The organism is Janthinobacterium sp. NFX145 (assembly GCF_049810325.1).
Lineage (GTDB): Bacteria > Pseudomonadota > Gammaproteobacteria > Burkholderiales > Burkholderiaceae_D > Janthinobacterium > Janthinobacterium rivuli.
Window position 1 is genome coordinate 2,020,197 of the sequence record NZ_CP187360.1, and the last position, 24,378, is coordinate 2,044,574.

General features: G+C 58.1%; 23 protein-coding genes. 18 read left to right on the top strand and 5 right to left on the bottom strand.

Translation table 11 applies throughout. The features are described 5' to 3' along the window. Positions 1-1,140 (top strand): hypothetical protein, encoded by a 1,140-nt coding sequence (locus tag ACPJXG_RS09020; protein ID WP_425254003.1) that lies wholly within the window; start codon positions 1-3, stop codon positions 1,138-1,140. Next, positions 1,137-2,921 (top strand): ATP-binding protein, encoded by a 1,785-nt coding sequence (locus ACPJXG_RS09025; RefSeq protein ID WP_425254004.1) that lies wholly within the window; start codon positions 1,137-1,139, stop codon positions 2,919-2,921. The genes ACPJXG_RS09020 and ACPJXG_RS09025 overlap by 4 nt, the downstream gene beginning before the upstream one ends. A 592-nt stretch (positions 2,922-3,513) precedes the next feature. Here the strand turns inward: ACPJXG_RS09025 and ACPJXG_RS09030 are convergent. Further along, a complete protein-coding gene (locus ACPJXG_RS09030) occupies positions 3,514-4,731 on the bottom strand; it encodes an MFS transporter (protein ID WP_425254005.1) in 1,218 nt (405 codons plus the stop codon). Positions 4,732-4,790: 59 nt separating this feature from the next. Between ACPJXG_RS09030 and ACPJXG_RS09035 the strand changes: the two genes are divergently transcribed. The 5 genes from ACPJXG_RS09035 (at position 4,791) to ACPJXG_RS09055 (ending at position 9,068) form a co-directional block, all read left to right on the top strand. Next, a complete protein-coding gene (locus tag ACPJXG_RS09035; RefSeq protein WP_425254006.1) occupies positions 4,791-5,786 on the top strand; it encodes an AraC family transcriptional regulator in 996 nt (331 codons plus the stop codon). A gap of 210 nt (positions 5,787-5,996) precedes the next feature. Then, the gene (locus ACPJXG_RS09040; RefSeq protein WP_152598724.1) at positions 5,997-6,308 is read left to right on the top strand and encodes a hypothetical protein; all 312 of its coding nucleotides are present in this window, start codon (positions 5,997-5,999) and stop codon (positions 6,306-6,308) included. Between the two features lie 265 nt (positions 6,309-6,573). Then, positions 6,574-7,158 (top strand): LysE family translocator, encoded by a 585-nt coding sequence (locus ACPJXG_RS09045; protein ID WP_425254007.1) that lies wholly within the window; start codon positions 6,574-6,576, stop codon positions 7,156-7,158. Between the two features lie 10 nt (positions 7,159-7,168). Beyond that, entirely contained in the window at positions 7,169-8,611 is a 1,443-nt protein-coding gene (locus ACPJXG_RS09050; protein WP_425254008.1) for a PLP-dependent aminotransferase family protein, read from the top strand. A gap of 58 nt (positions 8,612-8,669) precedes the next feature. Further along, the gene (locus ACPJXG_RS09055; RefSeq protein WP_425254009.1) at positions 8,670-9,068 is read left to right on the top strand and encodes a VOC family protein; all 399 of its coding nucleotides are present in this window, start codon (positions 8,670-8,672) and stop codon (positions 9,066-9,068) included. Between the two features lie 22 nt (positions 9,069-9,090). On the opposite strand, the gene motA is transcribed toward ACPJXG_RS09055, so the two are convergent. Together motA and ACPJXG_RS09065 are read right to left on the bottom strand one after the other, a co-directional pair. Next, entirely contained in the window at positions 9,091-9,954 is an 864-nt protein-coding gene (gene motA / locus ACPJXG_RS09060; RefSeq protein ID WP_035820336.1) for a flagellar motor stator protein MotA, read from the bottom strand. Between the two features lie 42 nt (positions 9,955-9,996). Next, the gene (locus tag ACPJXG_RS09065; RefSeq protein ID WP_425254010.1) at positions 9,997-10,917 is read right to left on the bottom strand and encodes a LysR family transcriptional regulator; all 921 of its coding nucleotides are present in this window, start codon (positions 10,915-10,917) and stop codon (positions 9,997-9,999) included. Positions 10,918-11,014: 97 nt separating this feature from the next. Here ACPJXG_RS09065 and ACPJXG_RS09070 point away from each other — a divergent pair, with 97 nt between their 5' ends. Continuing rightward, positions 11,015-12,184, top strand: coding sequence for a mandelate racemase/muconate lactonizing enzyme family protein (locus tag ACPJXG_RS09070; protein ID WP_425254011.1), 1,170 nt, complete (start codon positions 11,015-11,017; stop codon positions 12,182-12,184). Positions 12,185-12,186: 2 nt separating this feature from the next. Here the strand turns inward: ACPJXG_RS09070 and ACPJXG_RS09075 are convergent, their stop codons facing one another. Then, complete coding sequence (locus tag ACPJXG_RS09075) at positions 12,187-12,891, bottom strand: hypothetical protein (RefSeq protein ID WP_425254012.1); 705 nt, start codon at positions 12,889-12,891, stop codon at positions 12,187-12,189. A gap of 176 nt (positions 12,892-13,067) precedes the next feature. On the opposite strand from ACPJXG_RS09075, the gene ACPJXG_RS09080 reads away from it, so the two are divergent. From ACPJXG_RS09080 to ACPJXG_RS09115, 8 genes are all read left to right on the top strand, one after another. Continuing rightward, positions 13,068-14,126 carry a DUF4105 domain-containing protein gene (locus ACPJXG_RS09080; protein WP_425254013.1) on the top strand — a complete coding sequence of 353 codons (1,059 nt, stop codon included), beginning with the start codon at positions 13,068-13,070 and terminating at the stop codon, positions 14,124-14,126. A 79-nt stretch (positions 14,127-14,205) separates the two neighbouring features. Next, a complete protein-coding gene (locus ACPJXG_RS09085; protein ID WP_425254014.1) occupies positions 14,206-15,459 on the top strand; it encodes a DEAD/DEAH box helicase in 1,254 nt (417 codons plus the stop codon). 81 nt (positions 15,460-15,540) lie between these two features. Further along, positions 15,541-16,005, top strand: a complete 465-nt coding sequence (locus tag ACPJXG_RS09090) for a hypothetical protein (protein ID WP_099400460.1) — start codon at positions 15,541-15,543, stop codon at positions 16,003-16,005. Positions 16,006-16,154: 149 nt separating this feature from the next. Further along, on the top strand, positions 16,155-16,997 hold the full coding sequence (locus ACPJXG_RS09095; protein ID WP_176389515.1) for a response regulator: 843 nt from the start codon (positions 16,155-16,157) through the stop codon (positions 16,995-16,997). Beyond that, on the top strand, positions 16,994-17,326 hold the full coding sequence (locus tag ACPJXG_RS09100) for a hypothetical protein (protein ID WP_425254015.1): 333 nt from the start codon (positions 16,994-16,996) through the stop codon (positions 17,324-17,326). Before ACPJXG_RS09095 ends, ACPJXG_RS09100 begins: the two co-directional genes overlap by 4 nt. Then, a complete protein-coding gene (locus tag ACPJXG_RS09105) occupies positions 17,323-18,162 on the top strand; it encodes an HDOD domain-containing protein (protein WP_425254016.1) in 840 nt (279 codons plus the stop codon). Before ACPJXG_RS09100 ends, ACPJXG_RS09105 begins: the two co-directional genes overlap by 4 nt. A gap of 14 nt (positions 18,163-18,176) precedes the next feature. Further along, positions 18,177-19,640 carry an ATP-binding protein gene (locus tag ACPJXG_RS09110; RefSeq protein ID WP_425254017.1) on the top strand — a complete coding sequence of 488 codons (1,464 nt, stop codon included), beginning with the start codon at positions 18,177-18,179 and terminating at the stop codon, positions 19,638-19,640. Next, positions 19,637-20,968, top strand: a complete 1,332-nt coding sequence (locus ACPJXG_RS09115) for an HD domain-containing phosphohydrolase (RefSeq protein ID WP_425254018.1) — start codon at positions 19,637-19,639, stop codon at positions 20,966-20,968. The genes ACPJXG_RS09110 and ACPJXG_RS09115 overlap by 4 nt, the downstream gene beginning before the upstream one ends. Before the next feature lie 86 nt (positions 20,969-21,054). Here ACPJXG_RS09115 and ACPJXG_RS09120 read toward each other — a convergent pair whose 3' ends face one another. Further along, the gene (locus tag ACPJXG_RS09120) at positions 21,055-21,396 is read right to left on the bottom strand and encodes a hypothetical protein (RefSeq protein WP_425254019.1); all 342 of its coding nucleotides are present in this window, start codon (positions 21,394-21,396) and stop codon (positions 21,055-21,057) included. 7 nt (positions 21,397-21,403) lie between these two features. On the opposite strand from ACPJXG_RS09120, the gene ACPJXG_RS09125 reads away from it, so the two are divergent. After that, complete coding sequence (locus tag ACPJXG_RS09125) at positions 21,404-21,676, top strand: hypothetical protein (protein WP_425254020.1); 273 nt, start codon at positions 21,404-21,406, stop codon at positions 21,674-21,676. A gap of 802 nt (positions 21,677-22,478) precedes the next feature. Further along, entirely contained in the window at positions 22,479-24,224 is a 1,746-nt protein-coding gene (locus tag ACPJXG_RS09130; RefSeq protein ID WP_425254021.1) for a S41 family peptidase, read from the top strand. Positions 24,225-24,378 lie beyond the last annotated feature (154 nt).

The window sequence follows — 24,378 nt, forward strand, 5'->3', positions numbered from 1 at the left end:
ATGTTTGAGTCAATCGAACCGCTGGACGCATACAACAAAAATATTAACATTCTCATTGGCTCTGGAGCTTCAGCCGACTTGTTTCCGACATTGGGCTTGGCAATCAAGAACGCCAAGGATGAGTGGGAAACCGTGGAGACGCTTGCCACGAGGTACGAGAACAATCCTGACAAGAAGACCGCGCTCTTCATGCACTACTACAACATGTGCATCCTGCCCGTGCAGACCTTCAACCCCGCAAATGTCACAACGGCAAAAGGGAAAATTAATCTTGAAAACTACGAAGTTTTCTTGAAGACCTTGCTAGGCTTGCTTGACCGAAGAAAAGACCTGAACCGCAAAATCAATATTTTCACGACCAACTATGACGGATGCCTGGCTCATAGTGCCGACAACATCCTCATGAAGGGTGCGCATGATTTCGTGGTGAACGATGGAACATCAGGATTTCATTGCAAGCATCTTCATGCAAAGAACTTCAACACGTTCCAATGCCAGACCGGTATTTTTGAGCGGAGCAATTATGGAGTGCCTCAACTCAACATCATCCATCTGCATGGATCTGTGTATTGGTCAAAGAGTGGAGACAAGATTGAAGTCAAGTACAAAAACGACTTCAAGAACATCATCCACGTGAAGACACTTGCAAAGATTGGGAAATTCTCAGACTACATCACAACTGAGGGGGGAGTCTCTTCCAAAGTTCCCTCAGTTAGTTTCACGTCCACTCAGCGAGGAAACTTCTGGCGCGAGTACAACAAGCTTCCAATCGTCAACCCGACCAAGTGGAAGTTTCATGAGACGGTGTTTGAGGAGCACTACTACCAGATGCTGAGATTCTTGAGCTATGAGCTTGAGAAGCCAAACTCCATCCTCATCAGCTTCGGGTTTTCGTTTGCAGATGAACACATCAGAAAGCTGGTCCAACGCTCACTGTCAAACCCACAGCTCCAGACCTTCATTTGCTGCTACAGCCAAAGCAGTGCTGAGAGCATGCGCGAGGAATTCAAGCTTTGGAAAAATGTGACCATCATCGGTCCGCCTGAGGGCGAGAAGCTGGACTTCACAAACTTCAACAAGTACATCTTCTCTCTGAAGGCCGAAAAGTACGAGGCTCCTGAAGATAAGGACGGTCTATGAGCATCGTCGTTGGCGAAGTCATTGCAGTCTCAGGCATCCGCATCTCATTACGCATTTTTGAAGACTCCAGCCAGGAGACGATCTTCTATAACGGTGTGAAGTACAGAGGCGTGTCGCTCAGGGAGCACATCTCCATTCAGCGCGGCTTCATTGACATCGTCTGCCTGGTAGAGGGCGAGTACCTCGATGAGCGCCGCATGGAAGCTGATGCGGAGAAGACCCAGTACATCCGAAAAGTGGATGTGCGTCCCATCGGCTACATCGTGGATGACAAGTTCTTTGAGGGTGTGAAGTACATGCCCATGATCAGGGACAAGGCATCCCTACTCAGTGAGCGCATGGTCGGCAAGATCTACGGGACTGAGGGGACAACCAGCTTCTCCATTGGAGCTATGCTCAAGGAGAACGTGTCCATAAACCTGCCATGGACTCGCATCTTCAACAGCCACCTTGGAATCTTTGGTAACACGGGCAGTGGCAAGTCAAACACACTGGCGAAGCTCTACACCACACTTTTCAATGAGAAGCTGGCTGGCCTAAAAAGCAAAAGCCAGTTTGTCATTATTGACTTCAACGGCGAATATGTTGAAGACCAGATCCTTCCTGCTAAACAGAAGAAGATAACGATTCTAGATTCCAAAAAGGCAAAGCACAAATTCAAGATTGAAGCCTCGCATTTTTGGGACGCTGAAACTTTAAGTCTTCTATTTCAAGCCACGACCAACACACAGCAACCGTTTCTGCGAAGAGTGCTGACAGGCAAAGAGCGGTTTAAAGATGTGCCACTTGAACGCTATATTGAAAAGACTTTGGAAAGAGCCTTTAGTTCTGGCGAACCAAAACCAGATGCACTTGAACTTGCTAGGGAGATTGCCAGGATTATTGATTGCGAAGAGCTTCAAGACCATTTGAAGGGCATCACATACAACGGCAAGAACAAATACTTTAGAGCCGCCGAGGGCCACTATTATAATTCCGACAGCGGTGGCTTTGTTGAGTTCATGAAGCCACTATTGGATGAGCACGTTGATGTCGATGACTTAGACCAGTTCACAGAGCTGATTCTCAGATGCTATCTGCAACTATGCTCAGATGTCGTCCTAGGTTATGCCCAGTATGAGCACATCCAGCCGGTACTTGCCCGCACCAAGTCCTCCATCACAGCTCTTCGCAATGTGCTTGAAATCGTAGATGAGCCACCTCCGACACATCTTTTGCAAGTTATCTCTTTGAAGAAGTGCAAGAACGAAATTAAGAAAATCTTGCCTCTGCTAATAGCCAAAAATTTCTACACGAGCCACAAGGACAATGAGAACCTAAAGAGCCCACCTACGAGGACATTGCACCTAATCATTGATGAGGCTCACAATATCCTTTCAGAGCAATCCACCCGCGAGCATGAAATCTGGAAGGATTATAGGCTTGAGCTATTTGAGGAGATCATCAAGGAGGGGCGCAAGTACGGGGTCTACCTCACACTCTCCAGTCAGCGGCCTGCCGACATCTCGCCCACCATCGTTTCGCAGATCCACAACTTTTTCATCCACCGGCTGGTGAACGAGCGCGACCTCATGCTGCTGGACAACACCATCAGCACCTTGGACTCCAGTTCCAAGGCTCTCATCCCAACCTTGGCCAAGGGCTGCTGTGTCGTCACGGGGACGGCCTTCGAACTACCTATGATCTTGAAGATTGACCCGCTCCTGAAGGTGCACCGCCCGAGCAGTGACGATGTGAACCTTGAAGAGCTTTGGGCATTACCTGACGAGGAGCTATGGTGAAACACTGAATCGACTAGAGTTTTGTCGATGGTTTTCAGTTGGTTTTGCAGTCATTTGCTCTTCGCCATTGATAAGTCTTCCAAGAAAAAGCTTAAAGGCTAGCTAGCGAGTTGTGCCTATCGAACTTCCGCTTTGGGGCGGAAGCGGACCGTGCTACCGGGGCAAAACGCCACTGGTAGCTTAGGCTTTCCATATCCATGGTTCTTGCAGGATGAAAAACCGAAGGATCGTGTTGAGGGCCTGGCTGTGTTGCCAGGCTCCTGGTGTGAGATCTCGTAGCTGCCTGATCCAACAGCGAGACCGGGTCTGACTTGTCTAGCTCCTACCCGGCAGAGACTTCTGCCGCGCTCAAGCAAAAGCTGGATTTCCTTCGTCATCATGTACGGCGAAGGATGTCACTGCGACTGAGGCCGCCGCGGTAGAGCCCCTGCTTCTGAGCCCTACATCGGCACAGTTGTCTATGACAGCCTAGCCCATCCTCTGCTTTGAACGCTCGGTGAGGCCGAGAATATCGTACGCTGGCGGTGGACTGGTCATCAGCGAAAAGCAGTATTTTGATCGCCTGAAGAGCGTCTGGCGAACTCGTGGCGGGTCACTGCGGCAGTTCGACTCGAACTTTTAAAGCGATAACGAGAGCAGCGAACAGCATCACCACGCCAGCAATAATGAAAACGCCTGTCACTCCACCAAACCCGAACATCATGCCACCCAATGCAGCGCCGGCAGCTATTGACGATTGCACCGCGGCGACAACCATGCCACCAGCTGTCTCCGCTTGATCAGGGACAGCACGGGCAACCCAGTTGGACCAGGCGACAGGTACGCCGCCGAACGCCAGGCCCCACAGAGCGACCAAAAGCATCAGGCCTGTTCCTTGGACTGGCAGTAAGATCATGCCGAATGCCGTCAAGCCCACCAGCGCAGGCATGAGCACTAAAGTAGCACGCAGGCTACGCTCCATTAACCAGCCGGCCAGCAGCGTGCCAACGAAGTTGGCGACACCAAAACCCAGGAGCATCAGAGACAAACCGTTTACATCGATATGGACAACGCTTTCAAGAGCGGGGCGAATATAGGTGAACAATGCATATTGCCCGGTATGGGCAAGTACGCAGCCCAACATCCCGATCCCAATTCCCGGGCGACGGAGCAATTGCAGTACCGATGTCGTGCGCATCATCGTGCGCGGCGCCATACGGGGCAGCGTGAACAATTGAAACAAAAGTGTCAGCCCTCCGACAGCCGCGGCTGCTATAAATGCACTGCGCCAGCCATATAGTCCCCCCAGGTAGCTGCCCAACGGTACGGAAACGACCGTCCCGATGGCGATGCCGCTGAATATGATGGATAGCGCTCGCGGCACCAACTTTGCCGGTACCAGCCGCATAGCCACGGCTGCCGCCATGCTCCAAAAGCCCCCTAACGCGACGCCCAGAAGAATGCGCATCACCAACAATACTGTCAAGCTAGAGGACAACGCCACTAGCAAATTGGAGGCGATCATCAGCACTGTGAAAGCCAACAAGACGACACGCCGGTCAAAATGACGCGTGAGACCTGGCACCGACAGCCCGGCGAACATGGCCACGACGGCCGTCACCGTCACTGCCTGACCAGCTAGTGCCTCCGATACACCAAGATCGAAGGCCATCGGGGTCAACAGACTGGCTGGCAGGTACTCCGCCGTCAGTAAACCGAAAACCCCCATGGCCAGTGAAAACACGGCCATCCATGCTGCTGTCGCTGGCTCTAGAACAGACACATCGTTCGCGTTGGGCGTTTGCTTGGTAGCAAAAACATCGTTGTTCATCTCTACAATCCCTAAAACAATCGGAGTCGAAAGTCTAGAGGTAAAATCCAGGATGATCTATGATGGCAACTCCTGATGTTTTGACCGAAACACCTAAAATGAGCAAGCAAAATCAAATTTTTCCATCGTCTAATCTCGTCAGCGAACTATTGACAGGTATGCGCCTGCGTGGAGTCCAGTACCGCCGTATTCAGACCGGCCCAGCTTTCGGCATAGGCTTTGAAGACAAGCCAGGCCATGCCTACTTCCACTTCCTGGCCGTTGGCACTGCCTTCATATGTACCGATGATGGTGAGTTGCACAAGCTGTCCGCCGGTAGCGCGGCGTTCATGCCTCACGGTAGGAGACATCAGCTTCTGTCGGATGCGGATATTGCATTTCAGGACATCGCAAAGTTCGATGCCGCGCCCCTCGGTGAATCCGTTAGCGGAGTCGACACATGTCCCAGTACGCACCCCATGCCCAGTGCGGTTATTTTTTACGGCTGCATGGAATTCGATCTCGGCGGGATGCAAGGGATCGGCAAGCTGATGCCAACCGTCATGGTGGCTGACACGCAAGCGCAAGGCTATCCTGGCTTACTGCCTGTTCTTGATTCAATGAAGCGTGAAATCTGCGCCGGCCGTATTGGCTTTGCAGGCATTCTGGCTCGCCTCGCGGAGGTCGCGGCAGCAATGATCGTGCGCGGCTGGATTGAATGCGGTTGTGAAAACGCTTCTGGTCTCCTCGCCGCATTGCGGGATCCGCGCCTTGCTCTTGCCATATTGGCGCTGCACCGCCAGCCTGGTCGTGAATGGACAGTTGCACAGTTGGCTGCGGAGTGTTATATCTCTCGCTCTGTCTTCGCGCGACGCTTTGAAACCACCATCGGCGTGCCGCCCCTGCGCTATGCCACGGAATTGAGAATGCGTCTTGCCACACAATTGCTCACTCATGAAAGAGTGTCCATCGACGTCGTCGCCCGACGCCTTGGCTATACATCTCAAGCCGCGTTCAGTCGTGCTTTCAAGCGCGTCATCGGCAAGCCGCCGGGTGCCTGTCGGCAAATGCTTTGAGGAGAATAGCTGAGGGAAGCGCTGATCAATCCATTTTTTCAGCGACATTGGCGCGCGAAGTGGCCGAACAGCACGTCGATCAAGCGCATTTCTCGACGATTTGACGCGATTTGTTCGCGCCTTTCTGTAATCAAGACGGACCACGGGATTCAGTGATCTTACAACGCCGGCCGGCCAATACAAGATTGGCATAGGCGAACAGGAAATATCATGTCCATTGCAAGAAAAGGAAGCCGCCGAATTATTGTCGATTCTTTACCATATCGATGGTCGGTCAGTCTGCCCACCTATACACAGGCCATGGGGGAAGCGAATCTGTCTTTCGCAGTGGAATCTGAAAGCGGTGGCCGAACCACCCTTCTGGTGAGAACAGATATCGCACGTCCGGATATTTGGCTGGGTAATTTCACGCGTGCTATCACGCCCTCAGTTGTGGAACACGCTATTCGACAGGCATTGATGAAGGGGTGGTATCCCGGCCAATGTGGAAGCGCCTTTGAAATGACAATTCGACTCGCTTGAGCCCACTGGCAATCCGCCAGTTGCGTTGTGCGCCTGCGGTGGACGCTGAAGTCCGTTATCAACATTGACAATGCCTTCGACGCTGTCGGCCGCAACCGGACAGAAACAGCACTTTCCAAATGCTTGTCCGGGCGGGGCTGCCTGTATCGCCGCTGTAGCAGTCGTTCGACTGATACAGCATGTGCCTGTATGCGGCGCCTTGTGTCTTGTCCCTGCCGTGCCACGCTTTTAGACTGGGGCCTTCTCCACGCTGCGACTGCCTGCCATGACCGAACTCCTGCCTCTGATGAGCTACTGCTTTGTGATGTCCGCCACGCCGGGGCCGAACAACGTCATGCTGGCCACCACCGGCGCCAATTTCGGCTATCGCGGTGCGCTGCCGGTGATCCTCGGCATCCAGGCCGGCATTTTTGTGCAGACCATGCTCATGTGCGTGGGGCTGGGCAGCGTGTTCGTCGCGTATCCGATGGCGCAGCAGGTGCTGCGCATCGCGGGCGCGCTGTACCTGATGTTCCTGGCCTGGAAGCTTGCCGGCGCCTCGGTGGCGGGAGGCAGCACAGCGAAAGCCGTGTCGTTTGCGCAGGCCGCGCTGTTTCAGGCGCTCAACCCCAAGAGCTGGCTCAAGGCGGTCACCATGGCGTCGGTCTTCATGCCGGCGCAGGGCAATATGCTCGCCAACGCGCTGCTGGTGTCGCTGATCGGCACCGTGGTGGGCGCGCCTTGCAACGCCATGTGGGCGCTGTTCGGCGTCTCGATTCGCAGCGTGCTGAAAGCGCCCCGCAACCAGCGCATCTTCAATCTCACGATGGGCGCCATCCTGCTGGTCCTCGCCGTGACGTTTTTACGCTAGACTTCCACCCATGCTCGCCATCGACCGCTCCTCCCCCATTGCCCTGTTCAAGCAGATCGAAGCCGCATTGCGCCTGCAGATCGCGCAACGCGTCCTGCCTGGCGGCACCAGGCTGCCGTCGATCCGCCAGCTCGCCACGCAGCTCGCGGTCAGCACCAACACCGTGGTGGTGGCGTATGACAGGCTGGTGGCCGCAGGCGTCATCGATACGCACGGTACGACGGGCTTCTTCGTGTGCGCACCCACTGACGCCAGCCGCGCCATTCCCGACGAGGTGGCGCTGGAAGCGGGCCAGGAGCAGGAACCGGTCTGGCTGAGCCAGCAAGTCAATGACCAGCGGCCGGGCGTGCTGCTGGCCAGCAGCGGCGCCTTGCCGCCCACCTGGCTGCAGGACGCGCTGCCGGCGGCCGCCGTGCAGCGTGGCCTGGCGCGCAGCGTGGCCGGCATGGCCTCGCGCTGTCCGCCGCAAGGGCTGGCCGAACTGCGCGAGCAGATCGCGCTGCTGTTGCGCGGCATCGGCATCGCCGCGGACGCCAGCCACATCCTCACCACTTTCGGCGGCACCCATGCCATCGATCTGATCTGCCGCACGTTTCTGCAGCCCGGCGATACGGTGCTGGTGGAAGACCCCGGATACTTCCTGATGTTCGGCAGGCTGCGCCAGGACGGCGTGCGCCTGGTGCCCATCAAGCGCCGCCCCGATGGCCTCGACCTGGACGAACTGGACGCGGCTTGCCGCGCGCACCGTCCGCGTCTGCTGTTCATGCAGACGGCCTTGCACAATCCCACCGGGTGGAGCAGCAGCGCCGCGAACCTGCACAAGGTGCTGATCATGGCGCAGCAGTACGGCTTCCTGATCGCCGAAGACGACGTGCACGGCCATTTCCAGCCGGGCCACAGTACGCGGTTGGCGTCGTTGTCCGGACTCGATGGCGTGATCTATTATTCGAGCCTGTGCAAGGCGCTGAGTCCGGCCCTGCGCATGGGCTACCTGGCCGCGGCGCCCAACCTGCTCAAGCTGCTGATGCGCACCAAGATCCATTCCATCATGACCTTGCCGGCGCTGAACGAATACGTGCTGCTGGAAGTGCTCAAGGCCGGCAACCTGCGCAAGCACCTGGAGCGGCTGCAACGCAAGATCATGGTGGCGCGCAACGCCAGCACGCGGCAACTGAACGCGGCCGGCGTGCTGTTCGAGCAGCCCGGCGACGCAGGCATTTTCCTGTGGGGCAGCATGCCCGAAGGGCTGGACGTGGACTTGCTGGTGCAGGACGCCTACCGCAACAAGATCCTGCTGATGCGCGGCGCCGCGTTCTCGGCCAACGACACGCCCGACCAGCACATCCGCTTCAACGTCGCCTTCAGCCAGCATCCCCGCGTGAGCGCCTACCTTGAAGAACGCCTGCGCGCGGTGGCTGGCGCGCGCTCAAGCCTGGCCCGCGCCTTTCTTTAGTTTTTATTGGTATTCTAGGGGAACGATTTTTTCGTCAACGTGTGAGCAAGGAAGCGCCATGCACAAACAGATCATCCTCAACCTGCCCGTCAAGGACCTGGATAAATCCAAGGCCTTCTTTTCCGCCCTTGGCTTTACCTTCGATCCCCGCTTCAGCGGCGAGAACGCGGCCTTCATGAACATCGTCGACGGCAGCATCCAGGCCATGCTGACGACGGAAGCCTTCTTCCAGTCGCTGATCGGCAAGCCGGTGGCGAAGGCGAAGGAGGCCAATGAAGTCGTCATTTGCCTCAGTTGCGAAAGCCGGGAAGAGGTGGACGGCCTGATCGCCAAAGCGGCCGCCGCCGGTGGCCGCATACCGCATCCGCCCGAGGACCATGGCTTCATGTATGACCAGGGCTTCGAGGATATCGATGGCCACCTGTGGAACCTGGTCTGGACGGCGCCGGAAGCCTGACGATTGAGGCTAACCGGCCGTATCAGTTCTTCGTGCGCACCTGGCGCACGTGGTTTTCCAGTTCGCTGAACGACGGGCGTTCCGTGGCGGAAATGACCTTGCGGCCGAATTCCACGGCCAGCGCCGGCGCATAGCCGTTCAGGCTGGCCAGCAGGGTCACTTTCACGCACTGGTACATCTTCGCCGTTTCATGGTGCTTGCGGCGCAGCAAGCTGGCCAGCGGCGCAATGAAACCGTAGGCCAGCAGGATGCCGATGAAGGTGCCCACCAGCGCCTGCGCGATCAGCACGCCCAGCTCGGCCGGCGGCAAGCCGACGGAAGCCATCGTGTGCACCACGCCCATCACGGCGGCCACGATGCCGAAGGCGGGCATGGCGTCGGCCAGCTGCGAAATCGTCTGGATCGGCATTTCCGCATCTTCATGGTGCGTCTCGATCTCGTTATCCATCAGATTTTCGATCTGGTAAGCGTCCATATTGCCCGACACCATCAGGCGCAGGTAATCGGTGATGAATTCCAGGATGTGCTCGTCACCGAGCGTGTACGGGTATTTCACGAAGATGGCGCTGCGGTAGGGGTCGTCGATATCGTCCTCGACCGACATCAGGCCTTCCTTGCGGATCTTGCTGAGGATTTCATACATCAGGCCCATCAGCTCCATGTAGCGCGCTTTCGTGTATTGCGAGCCGTGGAACAGGGTGGGCAGGGCGGCGAACGTGGCGCGGATGGCCTTGGCGTCATTGCCGACAAAGAAGGTGCCCAGCGCGGCGCCGCCGATCATCAGCAGTTCCAGCGGCTGGAACAGGGCGCCCAAATGCCCCCCCTGCATGGCGAAGCCGCCAAAGACGGAAAACAGCACGACGAGAAATCCGAGTATGACTAGCAAAACCTACTCCTTCATAATATTGCCATATCGCAATATTGTAGTTTAACCTGATTTGGCCGCTGTGGCCGCTTCCGGCTGCAACTGCTCGATGAGAAAATTGATAAAAGCGCGCACTTTGGCGGGCAGCTGGTGGCGGCTCGGGTAGTAGGCGTACAGGTCGGCCGGCGCCAGCGCATAGTCTTCCAGCACCACGCGCAGGCGGCCGCTGTCGAGGTAACGCGTCAGGTCCCATTCCGAGCGCAGCAGGATGCCGTGCCCGTCCAGCGCCCAGCCCAGCACCACGTCGCCATCATTGCTGGCCACCGTGCCGCGCACCTTCACCGTGTGGGTGGCGCGGCCCCGGCTCAAACGCCAGATGCCGTAGGCGTCGTCATTCTGCCGATGCACGATGCAGCGGTGCTGCGCCAGCTCGTCCGGGGTGTGCGGCGTGCCGTGCGCCTGCAGGTAGGCGGGCGAGGCGCACAGGAAGCGCCGGTTCGACATGATGCGCCGCGCCGACAGCCGCGTGTCGGGCAGGTCGCCGAAGCGGATGCCCAGGTCGTACGCCTGCTCGACCAGGTTGATGGGGCTGTCCGTCAGTTGCAGCTGCACTTCCAGCTGCGGGTGGTGCAGGGCGAATTGCGACAGCAGGGGCGCGATCACCGTGCGCCCGAAACCCAGGGTGGCATTCACGCGCAGCAACCCGCGCGGTTCCGCGCTGCCGCTGGCCAGGGATTCTTCCATGGTGCGGATGTCGTCGAGGATTTGCCGCGCCTGTTGCAAATAGTTTTCGCCATCGCCCGTCAGGCTGATGCGCCGCGTGCTGCGATTGAGCAAACGCACGCCCAGGCGCTGTTCCATCAGTTGCAATCGTTTGCTGACGGCCGGCGGCGTGATGCCCAGTTCGCGCGCCGTGGCCGACAGGCTGCCCAGCTTGGCCAGCAGCACAAAGAAGGCCATTTCCGTGGTGGCGTCGCTTTTCATTATTAACTTCAAGTGAAGAATGGTTTAAATTACTATCGATTATACGACTGCTTATCGCGGTTAAGCTGGCGTCACCATTCAAGCACAGGAGACCCGCATGAAAATCGTTGAAATCCGCGAAAAGACCATCCCCATCTCTTCCCCCATCCGCAACGCCTACATCGACTTCACCAAGATGACCCTGAGCCTAGTGGCCGTCGTCACCGATGTGATGCGTGACGGCAAGCCTGTCGTCGGCTACGGCTTCAATTCGAATGGCCGCTACGGCCAGGGCATGCTGATGCGCGAGCGCTTCATCCCGCGCATCCTCGACGCTGATCCGGCCAGCCTCGTGACGGCTGACGGCGCCAACCTCGACCCGCACAAGGTGTGGGACTGCATGTACACCAATGAAAAGCCGGGCGGCCATGGCGAGCGTTCGGTGGCCATCGGCACCATCGACATGGCCATCTGGGATGCCGTGGCGAAGATCGACAACAAGCCCTTGTTCCAGCTGCTGGCCGAGCGCCATGGCACGGGCGTGCCGGACAAAAAAGTCTTCGTGTATGCGGCCGGCGGCTATTACTATCCGGGCCAGAGCTTGAGTGCCCTGCAGGACGAAATGCGCAGCTATATCGACCGTGGTTACACGGTGGTCAAGAAAAAGATCGGCGGCGCTTCGCTCGATGACGACTTGCGCCGCATCGACGCCATTATGGAAGTGCTGCAGGATGGGCAAAAGCTGTGCGTGGACGCCAACGGCCGCTTCGACCTCGACACGTCGATCGCCTACGCCAAGGCGCTGCGCCAGTACGACCTGTTCTGGTACGAAGAGGCGGGCGACCCGCTCGACTTCGAGCTGCAAGCGACCCTGCGCAGCTATTACGACAAGCCTATGGCGACGGGCGAAAACCTGTTTTCCATGCAGGATGCGCGCAACCTGATCCGCTACGGCGGCATGCGCGCCGACCGCGACTGGCTGCAGTTCGACTGCGCCCTCAGCTACGGCCTGGTGGAATACCTGCGCACGCTGGACATGCTGCAGCAGCACGGCTGGTCGCGCAGCCGCTGCATCCCGCACGGCGGCCACCAGATGTCCCTGAATATCGCGGCAGGGCTGGGCCTGGGCGGCAATGAATCGTACCCGGATTTATTCCAGCCGTTCGGCGGCTTCCCCGACGGCGTGCGCGTCGAAAACGGCCACATCACCATGCCGGACCTGGTCGGCATCGGCTTCGAGGGCAAGGCGAACCTGTATGCGGAAATGCGCGCGCTGAGCGGGCAGTAAGCTCAGGCCAGCGCCTGGCGTTTCACCTGCGCGGCGGGGCTGGTCTTCTCCCAGCGGAACAGCCACATGATGATCAGCTTGGTCGTGGCGCTGACGCAGGCCAGCAGCAGCAAGGGCCAGCCCGTCGACAGGCCCATGACGCAGGCAAAGAAGATGGTGCTGACATCCATCGCCAGGATGAACTGGCTCATCTTTAACGACACGGCGCCCGTCCTGCCCGAGCGCCAGATCAGGCCGATCTGGTGCGCGTAGCCCTGCGCCAGCAGCACGGTGACGGCGACGATCAGGCTTTGCGAGATCACGCGCTTTTCATCCGTGAAGGTGGGGCCGAAGGCCAGGCCCGCCACGCCCGCGCACAGCAACATTGCGCAGGCCAGCAGCGCATTGCGCGATGCCCGGCTGCGCCGGTCGCGGTAAATCTCGAACAGGATGGCCAGCGCGATCAAGGACGCGATCAGGCGCGGCCAGACGATGTAGTGGTTGAATGGCGTGATCGAATAGCCGTACACAAAAAACGCGCAATACGCGAGGAAGCTGACGGTGAACTGGTTGATGGACAAAATGTCCGTCGTCTTGCCGGCGCCGATGCCGGCATCGCGCTTGCGCTGCCAGATTTTTTGCAGCTGCGACCACAGGCCAAACAGGCTGACGACAATGAAAAGGGAATTGAGGCTGCCGGCGAGGGCGTAGAGGGAAGGGGACTGCAAGGTATCTCCTGGAATGGCCAAGGCAGCGCTGCCGTGACAGAGCGCCTTGTCTATACATTTATCTGGATAGCATGCTCTCATGAAACAAATTGGCAGGCAAGCAATGCTGTTGCAGCCTGTTGCATCGAAACCTGTCTGAACTCACCTGTTCCTGAGCTTGCCCTTATAATCAGGGCATGACTTTCTTATCACATCGTGCCCGCTCCGTGCTGGGCACCTTCGGCAAAATGGCCGTTTCCCTGATTCTCCTGTTGACTGCACTGTGGGGCGCGCTGGCGCTGTGGTACCAGCTGTCCGGCGGCACGGCCGCGCAAGGCATCGGCGCGCTGCTGTGGGGTGCGCTGGGCGTGGCCAGCATCGCGCTGTGGTGGATGCGCGGCGACGCGCGCGTGCTGCTGCCGTATGCGGCCGGATTTATCCTGCTGCTCGTATGGTGGAGTTTCATCACGCCGAAACAGCAGCGCGTGTGGGCCGACGACGTGGCGCGCAATGTCACCGGCAAGGTGGCTGGCAATCTCGTCACCCTGGACAATGTGCGCAATTTCGACTGGCGCAGCGATGACGACTACACGGTCAAGTGGGAGCAGCGCAGCTACGACCTCGACGAACTGCGCACGGTGGACACGGCGCTGTCGTACTGGACGGGGCCCCACATCGCGCACACGCTGATCTCGTTCGGCTTTGCGGACGGGCGTTTTTTGACGTTTTCCATCGAGATCCGCAAGGAGAAGGGCGAGAGCTTTTCCGCCATCGGGGGTTTCTTCAAGCATTTCGAGATGAGCCTGATCGCCGCCGACGAGCGCGACATCCTGCGCGTGCGCACGAATGCGCGCGGCGAGGACATGCATCTGTACCGCGTCATGATGCCGAAAGCTGCCATGCGCTCGCTGTTCCTCGCCTACCTGGACGAGGCGCAAGCGCTGAAGAACCAGCCGCGGTTCTACAACACCCTGACGGCCAACTGCACCACCATCGTCTTCGAGATGGTGCGCCGCATCGTGCCTGGCCTGCCGCTCGACTACCGGCTGATGGCCTCGGGCTACCTGGACCGCTACCTGTTCGACGTCAAGGGCCTGGTGCCCGGCCTGAGCTTCCAGCAGCTGCGCGATGGCGGCCACGTCACGGCGCGCGCGCGTGCGGCCAACGACGATCCGGATTTTTCGCACGCCATCCGCCGCGCCATGCCCGGCTATGACGAAGCGGGCTTTTCGAAGCTGCAAATGCCACGTCAGTAGCCGTCTGCCTTATACTGTCGCAATTCCGACCGGCCGCCTTTCGCGGCCGGTCTCACTTTACGAATAAAGAAGGCCCGCTATGCCATTTTCCTCACTGGGTCTGATTCCCGCCCTGGTCCGTGCCGTCGACAAGGCCGGCTATGCCGCGCCGACGGCCATCCAGGCAGCCGCCATTCCCGCCATCCTGCGCGGCAGCGACGTGCTGGGCGCGGCCCAGACGGGGTCCGGCAAGACGGCAGCCTACGCGCTGCCGCTGCTGCAGGCGCTGATGGCGCCCGTTTCCGGCCCGCGCCAGGTGCGCGCGCTGATCCTCGTGCCCACGCGCGAGCTGGCGGCGCAGGTGGGGCAGACCGTGCACGCGCTGGCCAAGCCGCTGCCGATCAAACTGAAGATTTCCGTGCTGTTCGGCGGCGTGTCGATCAATCCGCAGATGATGGACTTGCGCGGCGGCGCCGACATCGTCGTCGCCACGCCGGGCCGTTTGCTGGACCTGGTGCGCCAGAACGCCGTGAAACTGGGCGGCGTGTCGCTGTGCGTGCTCGACGAGGCCGACCGTTTGCTCGACATGGGTTTTAGCGAGGAAATCAACGCCATCCTGGCGCTGCTGCCGGGCAAGCGGCAAAACCTGTTCTTCTCCGCCACCTTCCCCGACAGCGTGCAGGCGCTGGCCGACAGCCTGCTCAAGGAACCCGTGCGCATCGAAGTGGCGTCCGAAGCGCAGGACAAACCCGACATCGTGCAGCGCGCCATCACGGTCGACGTGCCGCGCCGCACGCAGCTGCTGCGCTACCTGATCCTGCAGCAGCAGTGGGAGCGCGTGCTGGTGTTCGTCGCCACCAAGTACGCGGCCGAACACGTGGCCGACAAGCTGCAGCGCGCCGGCTTGCACGTGGGCGCCTTCCATGGCGAATTCAGCCAGGGTACGCGCAGCCAGCTGCTGGCCGACTTCAAGGCCTGCCGCTTGCAGGTGCTGGTGGCCACCGACGTGGCCGCGCGCGGCATCGACATCGCCGGCTTGCCGGCCGTCGTCAACTATGACTTGCCCCGCTCGGCCGTCGACTACACGCACCGCATCGGCCGCACGGGCCGCGCCGGCGAAAGCGGCACGGCCATCAGTTTCGTGACGGCCGACACGGAAGCGCATTTCCGCCTGATCGAGAACCGCAACGACTTGCGCATCGTGCGCGAAGTGGTGGCCGGTTTCGAGCCGACGGAATTGCCCGCGCCCGTGCATCCCGTCACCGATACGGTGAATGGCGGCGTGAAGGGCGCGCGCAAGAGCAAGAAGGACAAATTGCGCGAAGCGGCTGCGAAGGCGGCCGAGGGCAATTAAATCCCCCTTATGTGCGCTAGCCGCTTGAACGGCTGGCCGTCCCGCTTTAAGATGATGTTTCTATAAAGCAAGGGGACGGCAATGCACATGACCTTCATCACGCGCGCGGGCGCTCTGGCTTGCGCGCTGGCGCTGGCCGGTTGCGCCGGCATGGGCGGAAAAAATGACAGCACCGGCATGCAGATGCCGGGCAAGACGCCGGCCGACGCCGCCGTGGCCGCCACCTGGTACAACCCGCCCAGCGAATTTCCCGGCATTTGCCTGACCCAGTTCAAGGATGGCAGCCTGCGTTTCGACGGCGGCTTTGCCTTTTTCAATCCGGGCCGCTGGGCCTACGATGCGGCCACGTCCGAGCTGCGTTTGCAACTGGCGCCGACGCCGTCGCTGGAACTGTCGCATGCGCAAACGGTGCTGCACAAGAACCTGCTGAGGGTCGAGGCCGCCAAAAATACGCTGGTCTACGCCGTGAAGGCCGACACGCAAGCCATCGGCCTGGGCGGCTTTGTGTTTTACCGCGACACGCCTTGTCCTGTACAGCGCGGATAAGTGGCGGATAAGTGCCGGATTAGTGTTATACGGGAATATTTAGTCGTATAATTTCAGCGCAAGCTGGCTGCCGCGCAAGATGGTCTCGCGCGGCAAATTCTCCCTCCAGGCAAGCTCCGATATCGCTGCGGCGATGAGAGGATGGTCCGATGGATGTGCACGACGAGCATGACATGCCAGGGACGGCGGTGCCTGCGGCGGCGCCGCGCACCTTGCTGCTGGTCGATGACGAACCGAATATCCTCGCTTCCCTCAAGCGCCTGCTGCGGCGCGACGGCTACCATATCCTGACGGCCAACGGCGGCCAGGAAGGGCTGGACGTGCTGGCCAGCCATGCCGTCGACGTGATCGTCTCGGACCAGCGCATGCCCGGCATGCTGGGCGCCGACTTCCTGCGCAAGGCCAAGCTGCTGCGCCCGCAAACCATCCGCATCATGCTGTCGGGCTATACCGAATTGCAGGCCGTCACGGACGCCGTCAACGAGGGCGCCATTTTCAAATTCCTCACCAAGCCCTGGGAAGACCACCAGCTGCGCGAGCATATCGCCGAAGCCTTTCGCCTGAAAGGCATCGATGACGACAATGTGCGTCTCAATGCGCAGCTGCGCGACGCCAACCAGGCGCTGGCGGCCGCCAATGCCGCCATGCAGGCGCTGGTGCGCCAGCAGCAGCACCAGATCAGCCGCGATGAAGTCAGCCTGGGCATCGCGCGTGAATTGCTGCAATTTCTGCCGCTGCCCGTGATCGGGCTTGATGAGGACGGCATGATCGCCTTTATCAACGCGGCGGCGGCCAACCTGTTCGAACGGGGCGCGGCCCTGCTGGGCAACGAGGCGGCGATCGTCTTGCCGCAATTGTTCGACGGGCAGGGCGCCCCCCGTCTGGCCGCCATCGATGGCCAGCCGTACGCCGTGGCCGTCCATCCGATGGGCCTGCATTCGCGCTCGCGCGGCAGCCTCGTCACCCTGAGTCGTCATGGAGCAGATACATGAGTGAAAGCGGACGCGAGATTTCGATGGAGCAGGCGCAGGAAGGCATGGTGCTGGCGCAGGCCTTGAACGACGCCAGCGGCGCCGTGCTGCTGGCCCAGGGCGCCACTCTGACGGCGGCGAACCTGACGGCTCTGCGCCGGCGCAATGTGGAGCGCTGCCGCGTCGTCATGGACGAGGCGGTCGACCCCGCCGCGCAGGCGCATGCCGAGCAGGAACGCTTGCGCCGCCTGGAACGGCTGGCCGTGCTGTTCCGCGCCACGCCGCCCGATTCCGCCGGGGCCGAACTGCTGGCGCTGCTGCAGCGCTACCGGCAAGGGGGCGCGGCATGACACGGCTCAGTTTTGAACACATCATCCGCCAGATCCAGGAACTGCCTTCGCTGCCGGTGGTGGTGCTGGAACTGCTGTCGAGCATGGACCAGGATGACACGGACGTGCACGTGCTGGCGCAAAAGATCGAGCTGGACCAGGCCCTGGCGGCGAAGACCCTGCGCATCGCCAACTCCTCGTTCTACGGCATGCAATCGAAGGTCACCAGTATTCCGCAAGCCGTGTCCGTGCTGGGCTTTCACAGCATCCGCACCGTCGTCACGGCGTGCGCCCTGACGGGCAGCTTCGCGCCGGTGGCCGGCGGCTTCGATTTCCAGGCCTTCTGGCGCCACTCGCTGGCCACGGCCATTGCCGCGCGCCTGCTGGCGCCGCACCTGCGCGTCAATCCCGAAACGGCGTTCACGGCCGGCCTGCTGCACGACCTGGGCACCCTGGTGCTGGTGACGCGCTTCCCGGCCGAACACGCGCTCGTGCGCAGCTACCGCCAGGCGCATGATTGCCAGATGGCCGAGGCGGAACTGGCCGTCATCGGCATCGATCACGCACAGGTGGGCAGCGCCCTTGCCGCCTACTGGAAGTTTCCCGAGGCGATACAGCAGGCGGTGGCCGACCACCACGCCATCGACCGCCTGGAAGCGGGCGGCCTGCCGCTGGCCGTGCACCTGGCCAATGCCGTCGCCCTGGCGCTCGACCTGGCTGGCGTCGACGATGCGCTGGTGCCGCCCCTGTCGCCGACGGGCTGGCGCAGCGTCGCGCTGGACGAGCCCGCCTGGCTGGCGCTGCTGGGGCAAACGGAACACACCTTCGATGAAATGTCGCGGATCATGCTGGCATGAACAGGATAGAGGCCATGGAAACAGATGCAGGGCAGGTGCTGCCGGCCAAGCCGGAACGCCGTCAGGGCGACACCATCGCGCTGTCGGCATTTTTCGACGGCCATCCCGTGGCCACTTTCGCCATCGACACGAATCACGTGGTAACGCACTGGAACAGCGCCTGCGAGCAGTTGCTGGGCTTTGCGGCCGCCGAGATGGTCGGCACGCGCGACCACTGGAAGGCGTTTTATCCGCAGCCGCGCGCCTGCCTGGCCGACCTGCTGGTGGCCGACGATATCGCGCTGGGCGAAAACGACCGCTACCTTGGCAAGCTCAAGCGCTCTTCCGTGATCCCCGGCGCTTACGAGGCCGAGGATTTCTTTGCCGATATCGGCCCCGACGGCCACTGGCTGCATTTCACGGCGGCGCCCCTGCGCGATCGCCAGGGACGCCTGGTGGGCGCCATCGAAACCCTGCGCGATGTGAGCGAACGGCGCCTGGCGGAACTGGCGCTGCGCAAGGCGCACGACAACCTGGAACATCTGGTGGCCGAGCGCACGGCCCAGCTGGCGGAGATGAACGAACGCCTGGCCGACGATATCCGCCAGCGCCAGATCGCCGATCTGGAATTGCGCGAGCGTAACCTGGCCCTGACGGAATTGAACAGCAAGCTGTCGCTGGCCCAGCAAAAGCTGCTGCAGTCGGAAAAACTGGCCTCGATCGGCCAGCTGGCCGCCGGCGTGGCGCACGAGATCAACAATCCCATCGGCTATGTGTTTTCCAATGTCGGCACCCTGGAAGGTTACCTGGACGACCTGTTCAGCATGCTCGACGCCTATGAGGAAGCCGAGCCGGCCGTCGCCGACCCCGTGGTGGCGGCGCGCCTGCGGGCGCTGCGCGAACAGATCGACCTGGACTTCCTGCGCACCGACATCCCCATGCTGATGGGCGAGTCGAAGGAGGGCATTTCGCGCGTGCGCCGCATCGTGCAGGACCTGAAGGATTTTTCGCGCACGGATGCGCACCAGGAGTGGGTCTGGGCCGACCTGCGCCAGGGCATCAATACCACGCTCAATATCGTGAATAACGAGGTCAAGTACAAGGCCGACGTGGTGCGCGAATATGGCGACATTCCCGACATCGAATGCCAGCCTTCCGAGCTGAACCAGGTGATCATGAACCTGGTCGTCAACGCGGCCCACGCCATGGGCGAGGCGCACGGACGCATCACCCTGCGCACGGGCAGCGACAACGCGACGGAAGTGTGGATCGAGGTCGAGGATACGGGCGGCGGCATCGCGCCCGAGCACCTGTCGCGCATCTTCGACCCCTTCTTTACCACCAAGGCCGTCGGCAAGGGCACGGGGCTGGGCCTGTCGCTGGCCTACACGACGGTGCAGAAACACCATGGCCGCATCGACGTGCGCAGCGTCATCGGCAGCGGCACCACCTTTCGCATCACCTTGCCCGTGCGCCAGGCGCAGGCCGTCGCACCATGACCGAACAGGACAGCATGCATACGAGCACCAGCACCGCGCCGCCCACCATCCTGTGCGTCGATGACGAGCCGAATATCCTGTCGTCGCTGCGGCGGCTGTTCCGCCCGCACGGCTACCGCGTGCTGACGGCCGATGGCGGCGCGGCCGGCTTGGCCCTGCTCGAGAGCGAGACGGTGGACCTGGTCATTTCCGACATGCGCATGCCGCAGATGGACGGCGCGCAGTTCCTGGCCCAGGTGCGCCAGCGCTGGCCCGGCACCATCCGCTTGCTGCTGACCGGCTATGCCGACATCCAGTCCATCCTCGACGCCATCAACCAGGGCGAGATCTACCGCTACGTGACCAAGCCGTGGGACGAGAACGATATCGTGCTGGTGGTGCGCCACGCGCTGGAACGGCGCGCGCTGGAGCAGGAAAAACTGCGCCTCGAAGCGTTGACGGCCAGCCAGAACGTGGAGCTGCAGGCGCTCAATGCCAGCCTGGAAGCGAAGGTGGCCACGCGCACGCAGCAGCTGAAGCAGTCGCACGACGAAGTGCAGGCGGCCAATGAGCGCCTGAAAGCCACGTTCGTGACGACCATCAAGGTGTTTTCCAACCTGATCGAAATGCGTGGCGGCAAGCTGGCCGGCCATGCGCGGCGGGTGGCCGAGCTGTCGCGCAAGCTGGCGCAGGCGCTGGGCCTGGAAGGGCAGGAGGCGCGCGACGTGTTCATCGCGGCCCTGCTCAAGGATATTGGCAAGCTCAGCTTGAGCGACGACGTGCTGGAACTGCCGGCCAGCGCCTGGAATGGCGAGCAACTGGCCGCCTTCCGCAAGCATCCGCTGCGCGCCGAACAATTGCTGATGGCGCTCGACGAGCTGCGGGCCGTCTCCGTGATCCTGCGCTCGCAGCTCGAGCGCTTCGACGGCGGCGGCTTCCCGGATGGCCTGGTGGGCCTGGCCATTCCCATGGGCGCGCGCATCCTGGCGCTGGCGTCCGACTACGACGGCTTGCAGATCGGCGCCATGGTGCAGCGCAGCCTGCGCGCCGACGAGGCCCGCACCCTGATCTACGACAGCGTCGGCAAGCGCTACGACCCGGCCGTGGTGGCCGCTTTCCGCGGCATCATGGAAGAGACGGAGCCGCCGGCGCGCGACCTGACGGTGCTGTCGGGCCAGCTGGAGCCGGGCATGGTGCTGTCGCGCGACCTGATCAGCCGCGATGGCCTGATGCTGCTGGCGGCCGAACACGTGCTGACGGCCCGCGTGATTGCCCAGCTGCTCGACTTCGAAGGCAAGAATGGCGGGCGCCTGAGCATCCGCGTGTACGCGCCGTCGAAGGATAGCTGAACGCCTGACAAAAACGTAGCGCGGCCGTGGGGCTCGCATTGAGCGTGACGCGCTACGCTTACTCTGTACTCATAAGAAACACGCCGTTAGCCGGTGTAAGTCGCCATTGAGCAATGTCCACGCTCAGCGCGTGTATCACTGCCCCCATCATGCTGCATTCGGTGCTCTCTGCCGTGATGTCCGCGTATCGCATGTGCATTTGGCGCTGAATGTGGACCGTACTGCCATCCGTCAAGATTTTTTTGACCGGCGTTTTGCAGTAAAAGAATCCTGCTATCCATCCTGGCTGCAGAAGGGCGACGCATCGCTTCAATTCGAGAAAAAGCGCGGCCGATCAATTTGGCATTTGAATATTTGGTGCGTGGTGTCGCTAGGAAAACAAAATGATTAGCACATTCATCACATTGTTTCAGCGACTTATCCATCATCAGAAATATGAACCTACCGGTACTTTCCCGGTGTTCTCAACGCTGTGAAGGAGGGCACCATGCCGCTAGGCTGGAAGCCACACCGCGCGCCCGCGTCGAACACGTGTTTGGCGCGCTGGCGCAAATGGGCGGCAAGCTGGTGCGTTGCCTGGATATCGTGCGCGTCACCTTCGCCTTGCACCTCAAGGCGCCGAGCGACAAGCTGCTGAACAGTCAATTTTTAAGACTAGTCCTATGTACGAAGCAGTTGCAAGACGGTAAATTTATTGAGCCGCCATGATGGATTTATTTCGTGAAGGTGAGTAAAATTTTCGTAGTTAGAAAATTAAATAGCTGTTAAATAGTTAAAAGCTAAATAGAAATTAATTTTTATTTTTTTTATGATGTTATTTTTTTGCCTAAAATTTTAAAGGCATGAATGAAAAATATTTCAATCAATTTTTGGGAAAATCTTATGTCGAAAAAAATCGAGTTGAACAAAAAAACTCTACGTGCACTAACGTCTGATGAAATTAAAGCTATTTCGGGTGGAAAATCTTCCTTAACCGGCGGTTTAAATTCTTCCTTAGACGGCGGTGTAAGCCTCGGGTATACCAATAGCTATACGTCTTGTATCTGCGACGATCCAATTAATCCAGGCCATATGTGGACCGACCAGTGTGATCTCTCACTATAATCGTTTCCCAAAATAGGGGGCGCATGGAAATGTGGCCTCTATCTATATTTATGAATAAAACTTATGATGTCCCAGTTTTTAAAAAATAGCTATGCGGCGCTTGCCGTGGTTTTAATTTTCCATTTAAAAATAGAGATCGTAGGATATATATAGTTAGGGATATTTTTAGTTTGTTTGATCGAGTATATATCATCGGATTCCGGATGTTATACGGAAAAAATTTTGAAGAAATGATATTTGTCTTCTGTAGCACTGTAATGGCATATAATCGTTGTGTGAAAAGGTTTTTCAATGAAAAATGTAAAATAAAAATTATTAAAAAAATTTATTGTTTTTTTCTCTCCTTTCAAAAATTAATCTCCGGCCCATTCGGAGTTCAGCTTTTACGAAATGAATTTTTTGGTGCATGCAGATGACAAAAAAAACATTACATTTAATTTTAATTTTGTGCTTTTTCCTGCATGGATTTGCATTTTCTAAAAATGATAAAAAAAACATACTGGATAGTGATGCTGAATTTAACAATGGATCACACATTATGTTAGAGCACCTAACGGAAAATCAAATCGAAAATCTCGTTCTGCTCAGTAAAGTTTGGGGATTCGTCAAGTATCACCATCCGATAATAACCACTGGCCAACTGCATTGGGACTATGCTCTGTTTCGCGTGATGCCGAAAATTTTGGCTGCGCCCGATCGTGACGCCGCAAATGCCATTTTACATATGTGGATCGTTAATATTGGTGCAGTAACAAAATGCCAATCTTGCGCTAGTTTGAAAATTGCCGATATACAATTGCAACCAAGACTTCAATGGATAAACGGTCCATCTTCTTCATTGAATGCCTCCCTTAAGAGCGATTTGGTAGAAATTTATTTAAACCGTAGTGCAGCCGCAGAGCAATTTTATGTTGCCCAGACGCCGGGTATTGGTAACCCAAAATTTATCCATGAGCTTGATTACAATAACATACTATTTCCAGATTCTGGTTTTCAGCTCCTCGCGCTTTTTCGATTCTGGAATATAGTGGAATATTGGGCGCCTTACCGAGATCAAATAGGAGAAGACTGGGATGGCGTTCTTCGGGAATCCATAGTAAAGGTCGGATTAGCAAAGGAGCGTGCGACCTATCAATTGGAATTGATGGCCGTTATCGCACGTATCAACGATACGCACGCTAATTTATGGGGCTCACTTAGTTTACGTCCGCCGGTTGGATTTTGCAGTCTTCCTATTATTACTCGTTTTATTGAAGGACGCGCTCTCGTAACCGATTATGCGAACAATGAGATTGGCAAAGAGAGTGGCCTTCAAGTTGGAGATATTATTGAAGCGATAGATGGTAATTCTGTCGATAACCTGGTCCGAACTTGGCGTCCTTATTACGCAGCCTCTAACGAAGCAACACGACTGCGCGATATTGCCAGGGGCCTTAGTGTGGGAAATTGCGGATTAACTAAAGTCAAATTTCAACGTAAGAGCGGCTCAAAAGAAATTCTTGTGAATCGTGTTTCAACTACCATATTAAGAAGTCGTACCACTCATGATAGAGCGGGTGCTACATTTCAACTTCTTTTCGACGACATCGCCTACATAAAACTTTCATCTATTAGGCAGGCCGATATCGATGGTTACTTGAAGATGGCTGCAGGGACCAAAGGAATGATTATTGACATTCGAAATTATCCTTCCGATTTTGTCCCATTTGCGCTTGGTAAACATTTTGTTGATAAGCCGACCGAATTTGTTCGGTTCACTGTTGGAGATCTTAGCAATCCAGGTTCCTTTCACTGGGGACCTTTGCTAAAAATTGATCCGCATCCGCAGCAATATGAAGGAAAGGTCATGATACTTCTTGATGAGACTTCTCAAAGTCAGGCGGAATATACAGCAATGGCATTACGCACAGGAGTTCGCGCAAAAGTGATCGGTAGTACTACAGCTGGAGCCGATGGAAATGTGTCACTAATCCCATTACCAGGCGGTTTGACTTCAAAAATTAGTGGTATAGGAGTTTTCTATCCTGATAAACGACCGACTCAACGGATAGGCATCGTTCCAGACATAGAAGTTATACCGACAATTCACGGAATTCGGGCTGGTTTGGATGAGGTTTTAGAGACGGCGATTGTTGAAATACGCAAAAATTGAAAATGACTTATTGCAAAAAATAAATATTTTAATCTATTGGATTTGGAAATCTAAATCCAAAAAACTAAACTATAAAAGAACAAAATTATAATCCATCGTGAGTTATCCAATTACGAGGCTATTGAGGACTTTTTCTGCGGTTTTATGAACACTT